Source organism: Streptococcus suis (assembly GCA_022354845.1).
GTDB lineage: Bacteria > Bacillota > Bacilli > Lactobacillales > Streptococcaceae > Streptococcus > Streptococcus suis_AA.
Genome location: CP031970.1, coordinates 1,965,421 through 1,983,469, shown reverse-complemented (window position 1 = coordinate 1,983,469; position 18,049 = coordinate 1,965,421). Strand labels below are relative to the sequence as shown.

Annotated in this window: 16 protein-coding genes; 7 read left to right on the top strand and 9 right to left on the bottom strand. The window is 40.0% G+C overall.

The annotated features are described in order from the left end of the window. Window positions 1-49 precede the first annotated feature (49 nt). The 5 genes from D2A30_10355 to nrdI all read left to right on the top strand — a co-directional run bounded on the left by D2A30_10355 (window position 50) and on the right by nrdI (window position 4,864). Window positions 50-961 carry an aldo/keto reductase family oxidoreductase gene (locus D2A30_10355; GenBank protein ULL21919.1) on the top strand — a complete coding sequence of 304 codons (912 nt, stop codon included), beginning with the start codon at window positions 50-52 and terminating at the stop codon, window positions 959-961. 9 nt (window positions 962-970) lie between these two features. Then, window positions 971-1,423: a GNAT family N-acetyltransferase gene (locus D2A30_10350; protein ULL21918.1), complete on the top strand. Its 453-nt coding sequence runs from the start codon at window positions 971-973 to the stop codon at window positions 1,421-1,423. Window positions 1,424-1,653: 230 nt separating this feature from the next. Beyond that, window positions 1,654-3,405, top strand: coding sequence for an aspartate--tRNA ligase (locus tag D2A30_10345; GenBank protein ID ULL21917.1), 1,752 nt, complete (start codon window positions 1,654-1,656; stop codon window positions 3,403-3,405). Beyond that, window positions 3,392-4,330 carry a YitT family protein gene (locus D2A30_10340; GenBank protein ID ULL21916.1) on the top strand — a complete coding sequence of 313 codons (939 nt, stop codon included), beginning with the start codon at window positions 3,392-3,394 and terminating at the stop codon, window positions 4,328-4,330. Before D2A30_10345 ends, D2A30_10340 begins: the two co-directional genes overlap by 14 nt. Window positions 4,331-4,408: 78 nt before the next feature. Next, window positions 4,409-4,864, top strand: a complete 456-nt coding sequence (gene nrdI, locus D2A30_10335; GenBank protein ID ULL21915.1) for a ribonucleotide reductase assembly protein NrdI — start codon at window positions 4,409-4,411, stop codon at window positions 4,862-4,864. 147 nt (window positions 4,865-5,011) lie between these two features. Here nrdI and pulA read toward each other — a convergent pair whose 3' ends face one another. From pulA to D2A30_10305, 6 genes are all read right to left on the bottom strand, one after another. After that, on the bottom strand, window positions 5,012-7,063 hold the full coding sequence (gene pulA, locus D2A30_10330) for a type I pullulanase (GenBank protein ULL21914.1): 2,052 nt from the start codon (window positions 7,061-7,063) through the stop codon (window positions 5,012-5,014). Between the two features lie 23 nt (window positions 7,064-7,086). Continuing rightward, window positions 7,087-8,070: a LacI family transcriptional regulator gene (locus D2A30_10325; GenBank protein ULL21913.1), complete on the bottom strand. Its 984-nt coding sequence runs from the start codon at window positions 8,068-8,070 to the stop codon at window positions 7,087-7,089. Window positions 8,071-8,079: 9 nt separating this feature from the next. Further along, the gene (locus D2A30_10320) at window positions 8,080-8,862 is read right to left on the bottom strand and encodes a DUF1189 domain-containing protein (GenBank protein ID ULL21912.1); all 783 of its coding nucleotides are present in this window, start codon (window positions 8,860-8,862) and stop codon (window positions 8,080-8,082) included. A 61-nt stretch (window positions 8,863-8,923) separates the two neighbouring features. After that, window positions 8,924-9,766: a sugar ABC transporter permease gene (locus D2A30_10315; GenBank protein ID ULL21911.1), complete on the bottom strand. Its 843-nt coding sequence runs from the start codon at window positions 9,764-9,766 to the stop codon at window positions 8,924-8,926. Window position 9,767: 1 nt separating this feature from the next. Further along, complete coding sequence (locus tag D2A30_10310) at window positions 9,768-11,063, bottom strand: sugar ABC transporter permease (protein ULL21910.1); 1,296 nt, start codon at window positions 11,061-11,063, stop codon at window positions 9,768-9,770. 117 nt (window positions 11,064-11,180) lie between these two features. After that, window positions 11,181-12,440: an extracellular solute-binding protein gene (locus tag D2A30_10305; protein ID ULL21909.1), complete on the bottom strand. Its 1,260-nt coding sequence runs from the start codon at window positions 12,438-12,440 to the stop codon at window positions 11,181-11,183. Between the two features lie 299 nt (window positions 12,441-12,739). On the opposite strand from D2A30_10305, the gene malQ reads away from it, so the two are divergent. Then, window positions 12,740-14,260, top strand: a complete 1,521-nt coding sequence (gene malQ, locus D2A30_10300) for a 4-alpha-glucanotransferase (GenBank protein ULL21908.1) — start codon at window positions 12,740-12,742, stop codon at window positions 14,258-14,260. 39 nt (window positions 14,261-14,299) lie between these two features. Here the strand turns inward: malQ and D2A30_10295 are convergent, their stop codons facing one another. Beyond that, complete coding sequence (locus D2A30_10295) at window positions 14,300-14,482, bottom strand: hypothetical protein (GenBank protein ID ULL21907.1); 183 nt, start codon at window positions 14,480-14,482, stop codon at window positions 14,300-14,302. Between the two features lie 108 nt (window positions 14,483-14,590). On the opposite strand from D2A30_10295, the gene D2A30_10290 reads away from it, so the two are divergent. Next, the gene (locus tag D2A30_10290) at window positions 14,591-15,115 is read left to right on the top strand and encodes a hypothetical protein (GenBank protein ID ULL21906.1); all 525 of its coding nucleotides are present in this window, start codon (window positions 14,591-14,593) and stop codon (window positions 15,113-15,115) included. A gap of 36 nt (window positions 15,116-15,151) precedes the next feature. Here the strand turns inward: D2A30_10290 and D2A30_10285 are convergent, their stop codons facing one another. Then, complete coding sequence (locus tag D2A30_10285) at window positions 15,152-16,066, bottom strand: CHAP domain-containing protein (protein ID ULL21905.1); 915 nt, start codon at window positions 16,064-16,066, stop codon at window positions 15,152-15,154. A 275-nt stretch (window positions 16,067-16,341) separates the two neighbouring features. Then, window positions 16,342-18,030 (bottom strand): arginine--tRNA ligase, encoded by a 1,689-nt coding sequence (locus D2A30_10280; protein ULL21904.1) that lies wholly within the window; start codon window positions 18,028-18,030, stop codon window positions 16,342-16,344. Between the last annotated feature and the right edge of the window lie 19 nt (window positions 18,031-18,049).

The following is an 18,049-nucleotide window of genomic DNA, read 5'->3' as shown; positions in this document are numbered from 1 at the left end:
TTTTCTGTTATAATGAACAGAAGAAAAACGTTTACAAGGAGGATTAACTATGCAAGAATTAGGACAAACAGGCTTACAGGTTTCCCGTATTGCTTTAGGCTGTATGCGAATGGCCAGTTTAAATGAAAGGGAAACGGCAAATGTTATAGAAACTGTGGTCCAACACGGCATCAATTTTTTCGATCATGCAGATATTTATGGTGGTGGTGAGTCAGAAATACGTTTTGCTCAGGGAGCAAAATTGGCAGGATTGAAACGTGAGGACATGCTCCTCCAATCAAAATGTGGTATTCGTAAAGGCTATTTTGATTTCTCAAAAGAGTATATTTTGGAATCTGTAGATGGGATTTTGAAGCGCTTGGATACGGAATATTTAGATGTTCTCGCCTTACATCGTCCGGATGCTCTAATGGAAGCAGAGGAAGTAGCTGAAGCCTTTTATCTCTTGAAAAAAGCGGGGAAGGTTCGTCATTTTGGCGTTAGCAACCAAAACATTTACCAAATGGAGTTACTACAATCCTATTTCGATCAACCGCTAGCAGTGAATCAATTGCAGCTCTCTCCTGCTCACACGCCTTTGATTGATGCCGGACTACATGTCAATATGAAAGATGATGCTGCGACTATGCGTGATGGTGGGATAATTGACTATTGCCAACTTAAAAAAATCACTATCCAAGCCTGGTCTCCTTTCTTGATTGATTTGCAACGAGGTATTTTTGCCAACCATCCAGATTATGCTCTTTTAAACCAGACCATTGGGGAAGTAGCAGAGCGATACAATGTTTCACATGAAACAATTGTCGTAGCTTGGATTTTGCGTCATCCAGCAAAGATTCAAACCATAGTAGGGTCCATGAATCCAGAACGTTTGACCAAGATTGCACAAGCTAGTCAGATTACCTTGACTCGACCAGAATGGTACGAAATATATAGAAGTGCAGGCAACATTTTGCCCTAGGAGGCAACTATGCAGTGGGAAATAAAAGCATTTGACCAACTGAGTTTACAGGAACTTTACGGTATCTTGACACTGAGAACCAATGTCTTTGTTGTTGAACAAGCCTGTGCCTATCCTGAAGTTGACGGAAAGGACCCAAACTGTCTTCATCTCTTAGGAAAGGATGATGGTGAGTTAGTGGCTTACTTGAGAATCTTGCCAGCTGGCCTAAGTTATGATGAAGTTTCCATCGGACGTGTAGTCATCAAGCCAAGTCATCGTGGCAAAGGCTTAGGTCGACCAATGATGGAGCAAGCAATTCACTATATTACAAACAAATGGAAAGAGAGTCAGATTAAAATTGGTGCCCAAGCCTACCTAGAAAAATTCTATCAATCCCTTGGCTTTAAACCGGTATCTGAGGTATATTTGGAAGATAATATTCCGCATCTGGATATGTTGTATAGTAAACCAGTCGTTTAGGGCTGGTTTTTTAAGCCTGTACTCACAAGTAAAGTTATATAAGAGATAGTTTTTGAAGGAAACTGACTAGATTTTGAAAAAAATAAGGCTGAGTATCTGAATAAAAAGCCTAAGATAGGAGTGTTAGACGGTGAATACAGGTTCCTTAGATTTTTCTCGGCAATTTCCCACAAAAATCAGCCATTTTATGGTAGAATGAATAGGTATAAAATCAGTAAAAGAGGAAGAAAATGAAACGTTCTATGTACGCTGGACGTGTTCGTAAGGAACATGTCGGACAGGAAATTACTTTGAAAGGTTGGGTTGGCCGTCGTCGTGACTTAGGTGGTTTGATTTTCATTGACTTGCGTGACCGTGAAGGCATTATGCAATTAGTGATTAACCCTGAGTCAGTTGAAGCTGATGTGATGGCAAAAGCTGAGAGTCTTCGTTCTGAATTCGTTATCGAAGTAACAGGAACGGTTGTGGAGCGTGAACAAGCCAATGAGAACATCCCAACAGGAGCTGTTGAATTGCAAGTAACAAGCTTGACTGTGTTGAACATGGCCAAGACAACACCATTTGAAATCAAGGACGGCATTGAAGCCAGCGATGATACCCGTCTTCGTTACCGTTACTTGGATCTTCGTCGTCCAGAAATGCTCAACAACTTTAAATTACGTGCAGCAGTAACTCACAGTATTCGCAACTACTTGGACGACTTAGAATTTATTGATGTGGAAACGCCAATGTTGACAAAGTCAACACCAGAAGGTGCACGTGATTACTTGGTACCATCTCGTGTATCCAAAGGGCATTTCTATGCCCTTCCACAAAGTCCACAGATTACTAAGCAGCTTTTGATGAATGCTGGTTTTGACCGTTATTACCAAATCGTTAAGTGTTTCCGTGATGAGGATTTGCGTGGAGATCGTCAACCTGAGTTTACACAGGTTGACTTAGAAACTTCATTCTTGAATGAATTTGAAATCCAAGACATTGTAGAAGGATTGATTGCTAAGGTCTTGAAAGACACCAAAGGAATCGAGTTGCCCTTGCCGTTCCCTCGTATGGCCTATGAACATGCTATGAACTTTTACGGTTCAGATAAACCAGATACTCGTTTTGAAATGCTTTTGCAAGACTTGACAGCTACTGTCAAGGAAGTTGACTTCAAGGTCTTCTCAGAAGCGCCTGTTGTTAAGGCCATTGTGGTCAAGGGTGCGGCGGATAGCTACTCTCGTAAAGATATTGATAAATTAACAGATTTCGCGAAGCAATTTGGTGCTAAGGGCCTTGCCTGGGTGAAAGTTGATAAGGGAGAATTAGCTGGCCCGGTTGCAAAGTTCTTGACAGGCATTACAGAAAAATTGACAGCTAGTTTACAACTTGAAGACAAAGACTTGGTTCTTTTTGTAGCTGATGAATTGGAAGTAGCTAATAATACCCTGGGGGCTTTGCGAAACCGCTTGGCTAAGGAACAAGGCTTGATTGATGAAAGCAAGTTCAACTTCCTCTGGATTGTAGACTGGCCAATGTTTGAGTGGTCTGAAGAAGAAGAGCGTTATATGAGTGCCCACCACCCATTCACCTTGCCGACAGAAGAAACAGCTCATCATTTGGATGGTGAGTTGGCGCAGGTGCGTGCAGTTGCCTATGATATTGTTTTGAACGGTTATGAATTGGGTGGCGGTAGCCTTCGTATCAACCAAAAAGAAATGCAAGAACGGATGTTCAAGGCTCTTGGTTTCTCAGCTGAAGATGCGCATGAGCAGTTTGGTTTCTTGCTAGAAGCTATGGATTATGGATTCCCACCGCACGGAGGCTTGGCTATTGGTTTAGACCGTTTTGTGATGTTATTGGCTGGTGAGGATAACATTCGTGAAGTCATCGCCTTTCCAAAGAATAACAAGGCCACTGATCCAATGACCCAGGCACCAAGTACGGTTGCCTCAGCACAATTAGAGGAATTGGCTTTAGATATTAAACTTGAAAATGAATAAATTTTTCAGAAAACAGCGTGTACTCTTCTTAAGAAAGGCCAGAAAAAATAAATTTTGGTCGGTCATTTCGGGGATTTCTCGGCAAAAATACGCAGAACGGATATCGGGGTCCATTCTTTATGGACTCCTATCTAGTATCGCAGTGAATTTTTTCTTTAGACCTGGGAATGTCTATTCGTCTGGAGTCACCGGACTAGCACAAATTGTTTCTGCATTATCAGCCTCTTATGCAGGATGGAATATTCCTATTTCTGTAGTCTATTACGCTCTTAACATTCCCTTGCTGATTTTGGCTTGGTATAAAATTGGCTATAAATTTACCATCTTTACTTTTATTACGGTATCGTTTAGTTCTTTCTTTATCCAATTTATGCCACCAGTTACTCTGACGACAGATCCTTTAGTCAATGCTATTTTTGGTGGTCTCATGCTGGGAACTGGGATTGGATTTGCGCTTAGGAACAATGTATCCAGTGGTGGTACAGATATTGTTTCCATTATTATTCGCAAGAAGACGGGACGACAAGTTGGTTCCATTTCCTTGATTGTCAATATTATGATTATGTTGATAGCAGGAATGACCTTTGGTTGGCAATACGCGTTGTATTCAATGGTTGCACTGTTTATCACCAGTCGAATGACAGATGCGATTTTTGTGAAACAAAAACGGATGCAGGCCATGATTATTACCAGTCATCCTGATCGCGTGATTAAGATGATACACAAGAAGCTTCATCGAGGGGTAACCATTATCAATGGTGCCGAAGGGGCGTATAATCATGAGCAAAAGACAGTGCTGATTGCGATTATTACACGTGCAGAATTTAATGAATTTAAACATATTATGAAAAAAGCTGATAAATCTGCCTTCATTTCAGTAGCAGACAATGTAAATATCATCGGTCGCTTCGTGGAAAGCGACTAATTGACAAACACTACATATAGGAGTAAAATATTATTTATATCCTATATGTAGTGTTTTTTTAGTGAAAAGAGGAAATGTATGAAGAAAAAAATTTATTTAGTTTACATTAGCTTAAGTGGCAATACAGAAAGTTTTGTGAAACGCCTAAAGTCTTTTTTCCAATTTCAGACAGACTGGGAGATTGAATTGGTCCATGTCAAAGATTTGGTCAAACAAGATATTCCCTTCTATCCGCTAGATGCACCCTTTGTCGCCTTTTTACCAACCTACTTAGAAGGTGGAAATGGAGTGGACAACGGAGATGTGGAAATTCTGACCAATCCTCTCGGAGATTTTATCGCCTTGGGGACCAATGCAGAGCTCTGTTTGGGTGTCGTTGGCTCAGGCAACCGAAATTTTAACAACCAATATTGTCTGACTGCCAAGCAGTATTCTGAGCGATTTAATTTTCCTGTCATAGATACCTTTGAACTCCGTGGAATGCAAAATGATATAGAGCGAATCGGTCGAAAAATCATTGAATTGATGAAATGAAAACAGTCACAGATTACGGGACTGATTTTTTTGTCAAAAAAAAAAAACTCACCAGCGCGACCAGTGAGTTTTAAGGAGATTATGAAAAATATTTGGGATTGACTATAGTATACCCTAGGTGATGAGTTCTTTCATCAGTCTAAAGCCCTATTTATCTTCCAAAATGCAAATACTTTGTCCTGCAATGGTGATTTTTTGTTGATCATGTTCTTCAACTGGAGGATAGTTGTAGAGAACAGTCTTGTCTTGATCACGTTCAAAAGTAAAGTCACTATCCGCAAAATTAATGATAAACTGAATAGTTTTTTCTTCGCTAATGACCTGGTATCGGAGGACAAACTCAGTTATCCAGTAGAAATCACATGTTTGTTGAATACTTTCGTAGTTGTCTTGGCTTAGAATTGGATTGTTTTTACGGAAAGCAATTAATTCCTGAATGAATTCAATATGTTCCTTGTAATGAATAGCTCTTGTCCAATCTAAGCGGTTAATTGTATCAGAGACATTGTATGTATTTTCAATCTTATCTTTTGTACGGAAAAATTCTTGTCCGCAATGAATAAAGGCCATACCCTGAGAAATCAAAATCAGTTGAAGTCCAAAGCTAGCAGCACGTTTTTGTTGGTGAGGTGTCCAGTTTGGATTTTCAATATGGAAATAGTCAAATGCAGTAGCATTATCGTGGCATTCAATATAGTTGAGAGATTGTTGCGGTGTTAAGAAATGAGTGAGACGGCTACCTGTTAAAAGATGCTGAACCTTTTCATGTAATTGTTTCTCAATCAAACGGTTCGGATTGAGTAAGAGCTTCTTGAAAGTATCACGGTAGTCGTCATTGAAGAAACTGATATTTGGTAATTGTGCCGCATTGTATTGGTGAGCAAGTTTGTCATATTCTAGACCAGTAGCCATCTTCCAACCTTCACCATAGAGATAGACATTCGGATGCAGAGCAACTAATTCAGCTTGAATCTGGTTGATTGTTTCAATATCTAAAATACCCATTAAATCGAAACGGAACCCATCAAAGCCATAGATTTCTAGCCACTGACGAACTGACTGTTTGATGTAGTTTCGGACCATGCTTCGTTCGCTTGCAACATCATTGCCACAGAATGTTCCATCTGTACGCATACCATGCTCATCATAACGATAGAAATAACCAGGAACGATGAGTTCGAAGGCATACTTTTCCGCGTGATAGACGTGGTTGTATACAACATCCATGATAACGGAAATGTCTGCATCATGATAGGCTTGGATAGCTTCCTGTAACTCTAAAATGCGAGCATAAGGATCGTTCGGTTGACTAGAATAGGAACCTTCAGGCAGATTGTATTGCATAGGGTCGTAGCCCCAGTTGTAAACAGCTTGTGGTTTGTTTCCATCTACACTAGCAAAATCAAAGACAGGCAATAATTGGATATGGGTAACACCTAAATCCTTGACATAGTCCATTCCCAGCTTCATTCCATCCATGAAAGGAGATTCTGTTAGGCCGAGGTATTGACTGCGATGGTTAAAACCAGCCTCTTTTTGCCATGAGAAGTCACGGACGCTCATTTCGTAGATAACTGCTTGAGAAATTGGAAGCTGAGTATTTGCACGTCGAATGCGATGAAGTTTATCAGGATTAATCACGTAGCTATCGCCGGAATTTACCTGAGAAGATAAGGCATATGGATCATGAACGGAGATCCATTCTCCATTTACCTTGTGGAGATAGTGGTAACTTTTAGTTTCCAAATCTCCCTCTACTGTGACTTCCCAAACACCTTTTGATCCCCTAGTCATCGCATACGGATTACCCTCAAGAACGAGAAATACCTGTTTAGAAATAGGAGCCCACAGCTTGAATGTCGTCGCTTCTGAACGATAGTTTGCACCCAAATCGTTTCCGTTATAGGTGTAATTTTGTTCAAAAATAGCAGAGCGGACAATATGACCGTAACCCAATTCAATTTTATTGCGGTCTTGATCATAGACGGTATAGTCTTTATCCAATGTTAAAGCGTGCAAGCTAGTTAAATAGTAGATGATTTGATTATCTACTTCTAAACAAGAATGTATAAAGAGTTGAGATGTAGCAACATTTGATTCAAGTGAGAAAATCATATGTTCAGAGTCAAATCGTTTCTCCATGACCAAGCGAATGGTAGCTTCATCATCAAGAAATGCTTGGAATTGTCGTAAAGCCATGAGCCAAAAGGCTCCTTTCTAAGTTAAAGTTCAGTAATTATATGTGGAATGACACGACGGTAGCAAACTTGCTTACCTTGTTTGTTGTCACTGATGATTTGATGCAGCGTATTGAAAGCAACACGTCCCAACTTAATCGCATGAACATCTACGTAGGCATCAATATCTAGTTTTGGTTTGACAGAGTCAAAGGAAATGATTTGCAACTTAATATTTGCCTCGTTGAGGTATTTAACAACCCCTTCAGCCACGGAAGTATCGGTTGTGACGATTGCTTCCAAGTCTTGTTTGAGAAATTTTTTTGAGATTTTATAAGAACTATCTTCAAGCAAGAAACCAGACACGAATCTTACTTTGTTTTCATCCAGTGGAATATTGTGTGATTTCAATGCATTTTTGTAACCTAAGTACCGGTCCTGTGATACGACCAGCTCCTTGTTACCAGCAACAAACGCGATATTCTTGTAACCTTTATTGATAAAGTAGTTTGTTGCCTCAAAACCAGCCTGAATATTATCATTATCGACGAGAGAGATAAAAGGAGAGTCAGCTTTACCCAAAATTAAGAAGGGGAAATTATGCTGGATGGCAAGTTGCACTAAAGGATCATCAGGTTTAGAATACAAGAAAATTAATCCATCAACACGTTGCCCGTAGACCATCTGCGAAATAGCTTCTAAACGTTGCGCCTCATTCTTCCCAGTAGAAATCTGGATGGCGTAGTTGTGATCAGCAGCTACTTGAGAAATCCCCCGCAATACAGTTGGGAAAAAGGGGTTTTGATAGAAAACATCTGAATCATCAGGTAAAATTAGACCAATTACCTGGGTGTAGCTACTTACTAAACTACGTGCATTTAAGTTTGGATGATAGTTGAGCTCAGTCATCGCTTTGCGGACGAGGTCTTTTGTTTTTTGGCTAATAGCAGAGCTATTTTGAATAACACGCGTCACAGTAGAGGGAGACACCCCTGCTAATTTTGCGACGTCTTTGATTGTTGCACGCATAATAATCTCCTAGTTCTCATCTCTGAATTTTGTTTTGAAAAATACCCATAATAAGCATAGTACAAAAAGGATATTTTGTAGAGTCAAAATAGTAGTAATTGGCTGGCCAAACAAACCAATTAGACAGGCAATAATCGTCGGAAAACCTAAACAATTTAGAGAAAAATTGTAACATTCAGCGAAGGTTCTAAAATGGAAAAGGCGTGATTTTTTTGTTAAGTAAAGGAAGAAACTGGCACCTAATAGGATAAATAGTAGGTTGACTGCCAGAATAAATGAAGATACCAATGTCACACCGAGCCCAACAACTGCTTTATTGGCTTGATACCAGTTTTTTGAGATCACAGCACGAAGCTGCTCTTTGTTAGCAAAGTCATCTGTAGACATGCCGCCATAAGTGATTTCTGCTAATACATCTTGACCTTTTCGAATGATCAGGTTACTCTCTTTGAATTGGAATGAGAAGTCTTTACTAGTGCTAACAGTGTCTCCGAATGTAACTTGCTCCCATTGCTTGGTACCAGTGTAAACGAATTTTCCTCCAGTTAATTGACTATTCGCGTGAAGGTCGGTTACTACGTCATCAGATAAGGGTTGGTAAATTCCCTCAACAAAATTATCAAGTGGATAAGTCTCCAATGAAAAGGTTTGTAAGGTTGGAGGAATCACAAGGAGAGCAACTAAAAAGATTGTTGTAAATAGACGTTGCCAAAGGTTCATTCGTTTCCGATTGGCAAACATTTTTCTAGGTGTGGCAATGCTGGAAAAATATGAAAATGGATATGGTAGCATAAATTTGTCCTTTCATAGATATCATAGCCCACCCATAAAAAGGGAAAAGGGTGGGACAAGATTAACCCTTGTCGCCACCACTTGTAAGACCAGATACAAAGTTCTTTTGTAGGAAGAAGAATAGAATACTGATAGGTAGGGCAATGAGAATCGCACCTGCCGCAAAGTATGATATCTTAAGATTCTTAGCATCGCTAATGAAGGTTTGTAGACCAACGGCAACGGTATAGAATTCTTTTTCACGAAGCAAGAATTTTGATAAAATATAGTCCCCGAAAGGTCCCATGAAAGCCCAAAGCGCTTGTACCGCAATCATTGGACGAACCAAAGGCAAAACGATTTGCCAGAAACGTCTGAAGTGACCAGCACCATCTAGCTTAGCAGATTCGTCTAATGAAATTGGAACTGTATCAAAGTATCCTTTCATGAGCCAAGCATTCATTGGAATACCACCGCCAATATAAAGGAAGATAAGGAACCAGCTCTTGTTTAATGCATTTAGCATGAGGGCCATAACGAAGAAGGCGGTCAAGGCAGCCATTGTCGGTACCATTTGAATAATCAAGAAGAACACCAAACTTTGTTTACGAGCCATAAAGTTGTAACGGCTATATGCATAACCTGCAAGGACAACGATACTTGTTTGAACAATCATTGTAACGGTAGCAATAATCAGTGTATTCAAGTACCAAGTTCCATACAGCGTTTCATTAAACAAACCTAGGAAGTTATCAAACGTAAAATTAGTAGAACCATCCAATTTGAAGGCAACCACGTTACCAGATTTGAAGGCAGACATGATTGTAATCAAAAGCGGATAGATAATAATAATAGACAGTGCAATCAAATAGAGATAAGTTAAAATATGATTGAGTCTGCGTCTAAATTTTACAGATAGTTTCATCTTAAACATCCTCCATTTCAAATGCGTTTAGTTTCTTGAATGCAACCATTGAGATACTAATAACAATCAATGAGATAATCAAGGTAACGGCAGCGGCCATTGAGTATTGAGGTGATGTACCAGTTGTCAGTTTATAAATCCAAGAAATCAGGATATCTGTTGACCCTGCGCCACCACCGACACTACCAGGACCACCATTATTGAAGAGGTAAATGATAGAGAAGTTGTTGAAGTTGAATGTATATTGACTGATCAGAGTTGGTGCTGCAACAGCCAAGATCATTGGGAAAGTAATGTTGTTGAATTTTTGAATAGCATTAGCACCATCAATATAAGCAGCTTCGTACAAGTCATTTGGAATTGATTGTAGAATACCAAGTGTCAATACGTAGATATATGGGAAACCGAGCCATGCCTGCATCATAATCAAGGCGACTTTAGTCCAAAATGGATCAGTTTTCCAAGGGATTAAGAAATTATCAATAAATGGTAAAAATTTACTCAAGAAAGGTAATACTTGTGTATTAATGGCACCTACACTATCGTTAAACATGTTACTGAATGTCAAGATAGTTACGAAGGCTGGAACCGCCCATGGAAGCAAGAAGATAACACCAAAAATACGTTTTCCTTTGATAAATGGTTGGTTTGCAATGATAGCTGTCAAGATACCGATAACAATTTGGGCAGTTGAAGCACAAAGAGCCCAGATAATGGTCCAGCCAAGTACAGAACCAAATGCTGTACGGAAAGTACTCAATTTCCAAATATTTATAAAGTTACTAAGCCCAACCCAGTCTAGCAATGCACCAGGAGGTAAATGCTTAAAGTCATAGTTTGTAAAAGCGATAAACAGTGTTACTACAACAGGAAAGATGATAGCAAACGTCATCGCAATATAAGATGGAATAATCAACAAGTAAGGGAAGCCATTTTCATAGACTCCTTTAATCATATCTTGCAAAGAAGTAGTAACTGGATGACCAGCATTCCATCGCTTAGCAGTACTGTGAGCATCTTTTAGGTTCAGTGCATAAAACGCCAAATAAACAACTGTGATAATCAAATGGAAAGAACCACGAATCAACATGAAAAGAGAGTTATCTTGGCCACGTTGACTACCTAAAGTGACGAGATTTCCGAGTTCACCAGCAGCAATTGTAATGAAGTAGATTAGAAAAGCAACCGACACCCCTAGAAAAATATATCCCTTTGCTTTTTGTTTATTATAGATTTGCCCAAGACCTGGAATCAGGGACAAAAGGAGGGCCTTGCCTGGATTTTGTTTCATAGTCATAGTCTCCTTTGAGAATAGGAGTTAGTATATTATCCTAATTTTTATTACTAACACCCTTGAGTAAATTTAAGTAATAAAGTAGACTGGGAAGAATTCCCAGTCCAACTTTAAACTTGACTAGTTGCTGTGTTTTTGAGCAATCTCATCTGCAATAGCTTTTACAGCATCTGTTGCAGCAGTTTTAGCGTCTTTAGCACCACTTGCTGCTTCGAAGAGCATGTTACCAGCTGGTGTCCAAACTGAACCCATTTCAGAGATGTTTGGCATTGGTTGAGCTGAAGCGAATTGGTTGATAACAGCAGTTGTCAACTCATCGTTTTTGCTTACTGCGTATTCACGAGCTTCAGTGTTAGCAGGAATTTCGTTTGTAGCATCGTAAAGTGCTTCTTGTTGATCTGTAGAAGTCAAGTAGTCAACAAATTTTTGAGCCAATTCTGGGTTTTTAGAACCTGTAGGAACAACCCAAGCTTTACCACCACCAAATGCTGCGTAGTTTTCGCCATTTGGAAGAGTTGGGATAGTAGCTACACCGTAGTTCACACCAGCTTCTTTATATGAAGCTGCTTTCCAAGGACCTTCGATGACTGCAACAGCTTTACCTTCAGTGAATTGAGTGTTGATCAAGTTGTTAGCAGCTGTGCTATCTTGAAGACCTTGAGGCCATTTTTCATACCAAGTTTTAGCGTATTCAATCGCTTTAACAGCACCATCGTTTGCAAGACCGATGTCTTCTGGGTTAGTACCGTTATCACCGAATACGTAACCACCGTAACCTGCTAAAAGACCGTAAGTGTAGTAGAAGTTTGTCCAGTCAGCAAGGAAGGCAGTTGTTTTACCAGTTTCACCTTCAAAAGCATATTTGCTATCTTTAGCCAGTTCTTCTAATTCAGCAAATGTTTTAGGTGCCGCTGAAACTAAATCTTTGTTGTAGTAAAGAACAAGTGTTTCGATAACTGCAGGTGAACCATAAACTTTACCGTCGTTTGTTACCAGAGCAGTTGTTGTATCATCAGTTTTGCTGCTGTCAGCAAGTTTCAATTCTGATAATTGACCTTCAGAACCAAGGCTACCTACGCGGTCGTATGGTGCCATCATAACGTCTGGAGCTGAACCTGATTGGTTATCCAATGACAAGTTATCCAAACCAGTCAATGCATCACCAGTTTTAACTGTAACAGTTACATCGTTTTCTTTTTCAAAAGCAGCTTTGACATCATTGATGTAAGTTTCATAACCTTGGTCAATGTAGATTGTCAACTCTTTGCTTTCGCTAGCAGCGCTAGATGAAGATGTTGATGAATTTGAGTTTGAGCAAGCAGCCAAAACAGCAGTTGATGCAGCTAGAAGAGCAACGCTCTTGAGAAGTGTGTGTTTCATATTTTTCCTCCAAGAAAATAGTGATGATACGCCTGCTAGGTGCAAACGTTTTCCTAATGTGTCTATATTATACACCAATGCGCACATGTTTGCAAGCGTTTTTAAAAAAATTTTTTAAAAAATTTTTTTGTGCAATTTTGGGCAACTAGTTTTTCAAACACATAATGGACGAAAGTGAAATATTTCTCCAACTTTTAAAGAATTAAATGAATATTGCTTGATTTGTTTAGACCTTAAGTATATAATATGACGAGAAAACGTTTGCACTATCTGTTATAGTGCAAGAATAGGGGATATAAATGAAACAACGCCAAAGTGGTGTGCTCATGCACATCTCATCATTACCGGGAAAATATGGAATTGGTTCAATGGGGCAAGCAGCTTATGATTTTGTTGATTTTTTAGTTCGCACAAAGCAACGCTATTGGCAAATTTTACCGTTGGGAACGACTAGTTATGGAGATTCTCCATATCAGTCATTTTCGGCATTTGCTGGTAATACGCATTTTATTGATTTCGATATATTAGTCGAAAAAGGTTGGTTACAATCAGAAAATTTACAAGATATTGATTTTGGTCAGAATCCTGTAGAAGTAGATTACGCAGCAATTTTTCAAGCTCGTCGGCCATTATTAGAAAAAGTAGTTGCGAATATCAAAGCGCAAGGATTGCCAGCTGAGTACGGAATTTTCTTGACGGAAAATGATTTTTGGATCCATACATTTGCTGAATATATGGCCATTAAAGAGCACTTCGATCTCAAACCCTGGACTGATTGGGAAGACCAAGGGGTTCGTTTGCGTCATCACGACACTTTGGAACACTATCGTCACTTGTTGGCAGATCGAATTGATTATCACCGCATTACACAATATTTATTCTTTTCACAATGGGAGGCTTTAAAGGCTTACGCCAATGCCAAAGGTATTGAGTTTGTTGGGGATATGCCGATTTATATCGCGGCTGATTCTGCTGATATGTGGGCCAACCCTCATTTCTTTAAGATAGATGACGAGGGCAAGCCTAGTGTTGTTGCTGGATGTCCACCGGATGCCTTTTCGGAAATCGGTCAGTTATGGGGTAATCCAATTTATGATTGGGAAGCGATGAAACAAGATGGCTTCACTTGGTGGGTTGCACGTTTACGAGAATCCTTCAAGATATACGATATGGTACGTATCGACCACTTTATCGGCTTTGCCTCTTTCTGGGAAATTCCAGCAGGTGAAGAAACTGCTGTAAACGGTTACCGTGTCGAAGCACCAGGTTTTGAATTATTTGATACGATCAAACGTGAACTTGGTGATTTAAATATTATTGCTGAGGATTTGGGCTCCGTGACGGACAAGGTCATCCAATTGCGTGATACGACAGGTTTTCCTGGTATGAAAGTTTTGCAGTTTGCCTTTGACCCTGAGGGCGACAGCATTGAAATGCCACATAATCATCCGAATAATGTGGTGGCATATACAGGTACGCATGATAATGATACGATTCTTGGCTGGTATGAAAATGAAACGACTCCTGCTTCACGTGCATTCTTAGATAAGTATAGCAATCGACGTGATGATGAAACGGTCCATCACGCCCTCTTCCGCCTTCTCTTTGGATCCCCAGCCTTCATGGCTGTTGTAACCATGCAAGACCTACTTGGCTTAGACGGTTCTGCACGCATGAACTTGCCAAATACACTTGGTGGCAACTGGACATGGAGAATGAAGGCAGATCAATTGACACCAGAGATTGAAGCGGAATTGCTAGACCTTACAGAAACCTATCGTCGTGTTAATGTGCATTTGGTTAATGAAAAATCAGAATAAAATGAACTCCTCTAAGTAACTGACTTAGAGGAGTCTTTGTTATCTCTGTTTACGGACATAGAGCCAGTAACGAATCCAGTAGTAGATGGTGTAGAGTAGGCAGGCTACGATAGTCCAAATGAAAAATGTATTCAGCACTTTAGCAAGACTTGGCAATAACCAGTTAATCAGTAGCGTAACTACAAAAATAATCACTCCGATATAGGTGGGTAATTTCTTCATGATTTTTCCTCCTTTGAATTTAGTATAACAAAATTATATTTGTAGTGAAATGAAATATATGATTGACAAAACAAAGATATAAGGGTAAAATAATATAAGGAGGTTCATATGAAAAAACCAATTCATTTATATATTCTTGTTACTCTATCAGTTATCCAAAGTTTGTTAAGAGGATACTCAGCTTTTTTTGCAAAATATGATGAAGAATCGGCACGGCAAATGTTTCAAAATTTGAACGTCACAGGACTAGATGAGACAATTTTTGATTACTTGAAAGAGTCATTTCTTTTCCAAACCAATATCATCAATAAGGGGTTAGTAGTTGTTCTTCTGTTCGCTGTTATTGCAACGATTGTGTTACTGTTTCTGAAACGAAATGAACAAGCTTCTTATACTTACTTGGGCTATCTTTTTGGAACTCTGGTGTTTTCAACCTATGCATTTATTGGTTCGAAAGGGGTGGCACAGGTTTATACCGATGCAGTAATGCGTCAAGGGGTAGAATCTCAAGCTATGCTTGGATATATTTTTCAAGTAGTGCTGTTTGCTATCTATTTTGGGATAACAATTTTCTTCCATTTGCGTAAACCAAAAGAAAAACCAAGCACAGCCGTTAATTCAACAGATATATAATTCAAAAAAGCGCAGTCGAAAGATTGCGCTTTTGAGTTAAGAAATAGCTATGTAGCGTCGTATGCCTGAATAACTAATATAGCTAATCCACAGCCGACCATCAGCAGATATAAGCTTGTCGTAGTGCACCGTGGCGCCGGCATCGTAGTAGGTGATTTCAGGACTGGACAATTTCGGGGCATTTCGAATGCTGGAGCGTATTTTTACTCTATAGGTACCCGATGATGGGAGTTGGGGTAAGGAACTTGTTTGGTGGGATTGGCTCAAGGAATAAACTGGGATATAGCGCCGAACCCCTGAATAGCTGATATAACTAATCCAAAATTGCCCTTCAGCTTCTATAACCTTATCATAATATACCTTCTCACCTTTCTCATAGTATCCAACGGTCGTACTAGCCTGGGTAGCTTGAGATTTTATAGGAAGACGACTGGAAAATGTATAGACTCCAGTGGATGGAAGTTTTGGCAAGGCAGAAGAAGACAAATCCTTAAAGTGGATGTAGCCACTGACGGAGTTTCTATTAATGGTTCTGCGATTGTATTTGTACTGATAACCGTAGTTATACTCTTCTATTTCTACAGTGTCTCCATATACTGCCGACACCCAAGCAACATGCATGGGCGATTCCCACCAAGCTATAGCTCCTACAGCAGGTATCATATCCACCTGATATCCCTCTTGTCTAGCGCGATGACCCCAGACATTGGCGTCACCATAGGCAGGTGGTAGTGTAAATCCGTTGACCGTACTGAGTCGAAAGGCAGAGAAAGAAGTGCACTGTCTGGTATAGAGTCTCCAAGGGTCTACGGCATTGATGGCAGTATAGGGATAATTATCCCCAAGAGTAGTGGCGGAAGCAAAAAACGCCGAATGTATATGGAAATAGATGATACAGGCCGTTATCGCAAGTTGATAAATGGTCCTTTTCTTTTTAAAAAGATTGTTCATGAATCCTCCTTCTAATAGATGTTGAGGTACTAATGATCCCTCTTGTAGTCATTTAGTTTATCTTTGATTACTTCGTTAACTCGCTTTCCCGTACTTTAGTACAGCCTGCAGTTCGTTGCCTTGTACTAAAAGCAAACTAAACGACTATATCTATTTATTCGTAACGCCGAGAGCATTTACTTATAGAAATCAAGTTAAACTCCAACCAATAATTCGGCCAGAAGCTGGTATCGGAGGGGTAGAAAAAAGCCTCGGCTGGTGGCCCAAGGCTTTGATTACATTTTTTCTGGAGCTTTTACACCGAGGAGGCGAAGCGCTTCTTTAAGAACTACACCAGTTGCATAGGCCAGTGCTAGACGGCTATCACGCTCTGGGCTTTCATCCAAGATACGAGTATGTGCGTAATACTTATTGAAGGCTTGGGCTAGATTAATAGCATATTTAGCAATGAGAGATGGGTCAAATTTATCACCAGCACGTTCTACAACAGTTGAGAAGTTTTGGATATGTTTGATAATTTCCCAGCTTTCTGCGTCAGCTAGTTTGTAGTTGTTTTCTGTGCTTGGAACAAAGTTTGCTTTGCGCAAGATAGACTGGATACGGGCGTAAGCGTATTGTACATAAGGACCTGTCTCACCTTCAAAGGAAACCATAGCCTCTAAATCGAAGTCGTAGCCGTTGTCACGGTCGGTTTTTAGATCGAAGAACTTAACAGCACCGACACCGACTGCATGAGCCACCTCTTCCTTGTTCTCAAGATTAGGATTTTTGGCTTCAATTTGTGAAAGGGCGCGTAAAATCGCTTCGTCAAGTGTGGGTTCGAGCAGGATGATGTTTCCTTTACGAGTAGAGAGCTTTTTCTTGTCCTTGGTAACAAGACCGAAGGTGATATGGGTCATATCGTCGCTCCAGTCAAATCCCATTTCCTTTAGAACAGCTTTCAACTGTTTGAAATGGTTGATTTGCTCTTGACCAACGACATAGATGCTTTTCACGAAGTCATAGGTGCGCTTGCGGTACATTGCTGTTGCCATATCGCGCGTAATGTAGAGGGTTGCACCGTCTGTTTTTCTGATAAGAGCAGGTGGAAGGTTGTATCTTTCAAGGTCAACAATTAGAGCACCTTTAGATTCTTGAAGAAGACCTTTTTCTTCTAAGATTTGGATACCCTCGTCCATCTTATCGTTATAGAAAGCTTCACCATTGAAGCTGTCGAAGTGGACGTCTAGTTTTTCATAGATACGATTAAATTCGACCAAACTTTCATCACGGAACCATTGCCACAATTCCAAGGCTTCTTGGTCGCCATCTTCCAATTTTTTGAACCATTGGCGTGCTTCTTCATCCAACTCAGGTTTTTCTTCAGCTTCTGCATTGATGCGCACATAGAGTTTGAGGAGTTCTGAAATTGGGTCTGCTTCTACAGCAGTCTTGTCCCCCCACAGTTTGTAGGCAACAATCAGCATACCAAATTGTTTTCCCCAGTCACCCAAGTGGTTGATACGGATTGGGTTAAAGCCTAGTTTTCCATGAATATTGGCAAGAGCATCACCGATAACCGTTGAACGTAAGTGACCAACTGAGAATGGTTTGGCAATGTTTGGACTTGACATATCGATGGTAACATTGCGACCTTGACCGATATTGAGCTGACCATACTGGTCTTTCTCGGCAATCACATCTGTCAAGACTTGGTGGGAAATAGCATCCTTATCCAAGAAGAAGTTGACATAAGGACCAGTTGCAACAACTTTCTCAAAGCCAGTTGTATCAAGCTTTTCCACGATATCCGTTGCAATAGCCTGTGGCGCTTTTCGCTCAACTTTTGCAAGTGAGAAGGCAGGAAAAGCGATGTCTCCCATTTCTGATGATTTTGGTTTTTCTAGTAATGAATAAATCGTCTCAATGTCCAATTGAGGAAGGACAGCAGACAGTGTATCTGCTACCATTTGTTTATGATTCATAAAAATTCCTCCAAGAGTT

Bases quoted from the DNA above. Each gene is read 5' to 3' on its own strand.
- D2A30_10310 (ULL21910.1), bottom strand. From the start codon at position 11,063: ATGACTATGAAACAAAATCCAGGCAAGGCCCTCCTTTTGTCCCTGATT.
- D2A30_10280 (ULL21904.1), bottom strand. From the start codon at position 18,030: ATGAATCATAAACAAATGGTAGCAGATACACTGTCTGCTGTCCTTCCT.
- malQ (ULL21908.1), top strand. From the start codon at position 12,740: ATGAAACAACGCCAAAGTGGTGTGCTCATGCACATCTCATCATTACCG.
- D2A30_10305 (ULL21909.1), bottom strand. From the start codon at position 12,440: ATGAAACACACACTTCTCAAGAGCGTTGCTCTTCTAGCTGCATCAACT.
- pulA (ULL21914.1), bottom strand. From the start codon at position 7,063: ATGGCTTTACGACAATTCCAAGCATTTCTTGATGATGAAGCTACCATT.
- D2A30_10350 (ULL21918.1), top strand. From the start codon at position 971: ATGCAGTGGGAAATAAAAGCATTTGACCAACTGAGTTTACAGGAACTT.
- D2A30_10325 (ULL21913.1), bottom strand. From the start codon at position 8,070: ATGCGTGCAACAATCAAAGACGTCGCAAAATTAGCAGGGGTGTCTCCC.
- D2A30_10315 (ULL21911.1), bottom strand. From the start codon at position 9,766: ATGAAACTATCTGTAAAATTTAGACGCAGACTCAATCATATTTTAACT.
- D2A30_10320 (ULL21912.1), bottom strand. From the start codon at position 8,862: ATGCTACCATATCCATTTTCATATTTTTCCAGCATTGCCACACCTAGA.
- D2A30_10345 (ULL21917.1), top strand. From the start codon at position 1,654: ATGAAACGTTCTATGTACGCTGGACGTGTTCGTAAGGAACATGTCGGA.
- D2A30_10295 (ULL21907.1), bottom strand. From the start codon at position 14,482: ATGAAGAAATTACCCACCTATATCGGAGTGATTATTTTTGTAGTTACG.
- D2A30_10290 (ULL21906.1), top strand. From the start codon at position 14,591: ATGAAAAAACCAATTCATTTATATATTCTTGTTACTCTATCAGTTATC.
- D2A30_10355 (ULL21919.1), top strand. From the start codon at position 50: ATGCAAGAATTAGGACAAACAGGCTTACAGGTTTCCCGTATTGCTTTA.
- D2A30_10285 (ULL21905.1), bottom strand. From the start codon at position 16,066: ATGAACAATCTTTTTAAAAAGAAAAGGACCATTTATCAACTTGCGATA.
- nrdI (ULL21915.1), top strand. From the start codon at position 4,409: ATGAAGAAAAAAATTTATTTAGTTTACATTAGCTTAAGTGGCAATACA.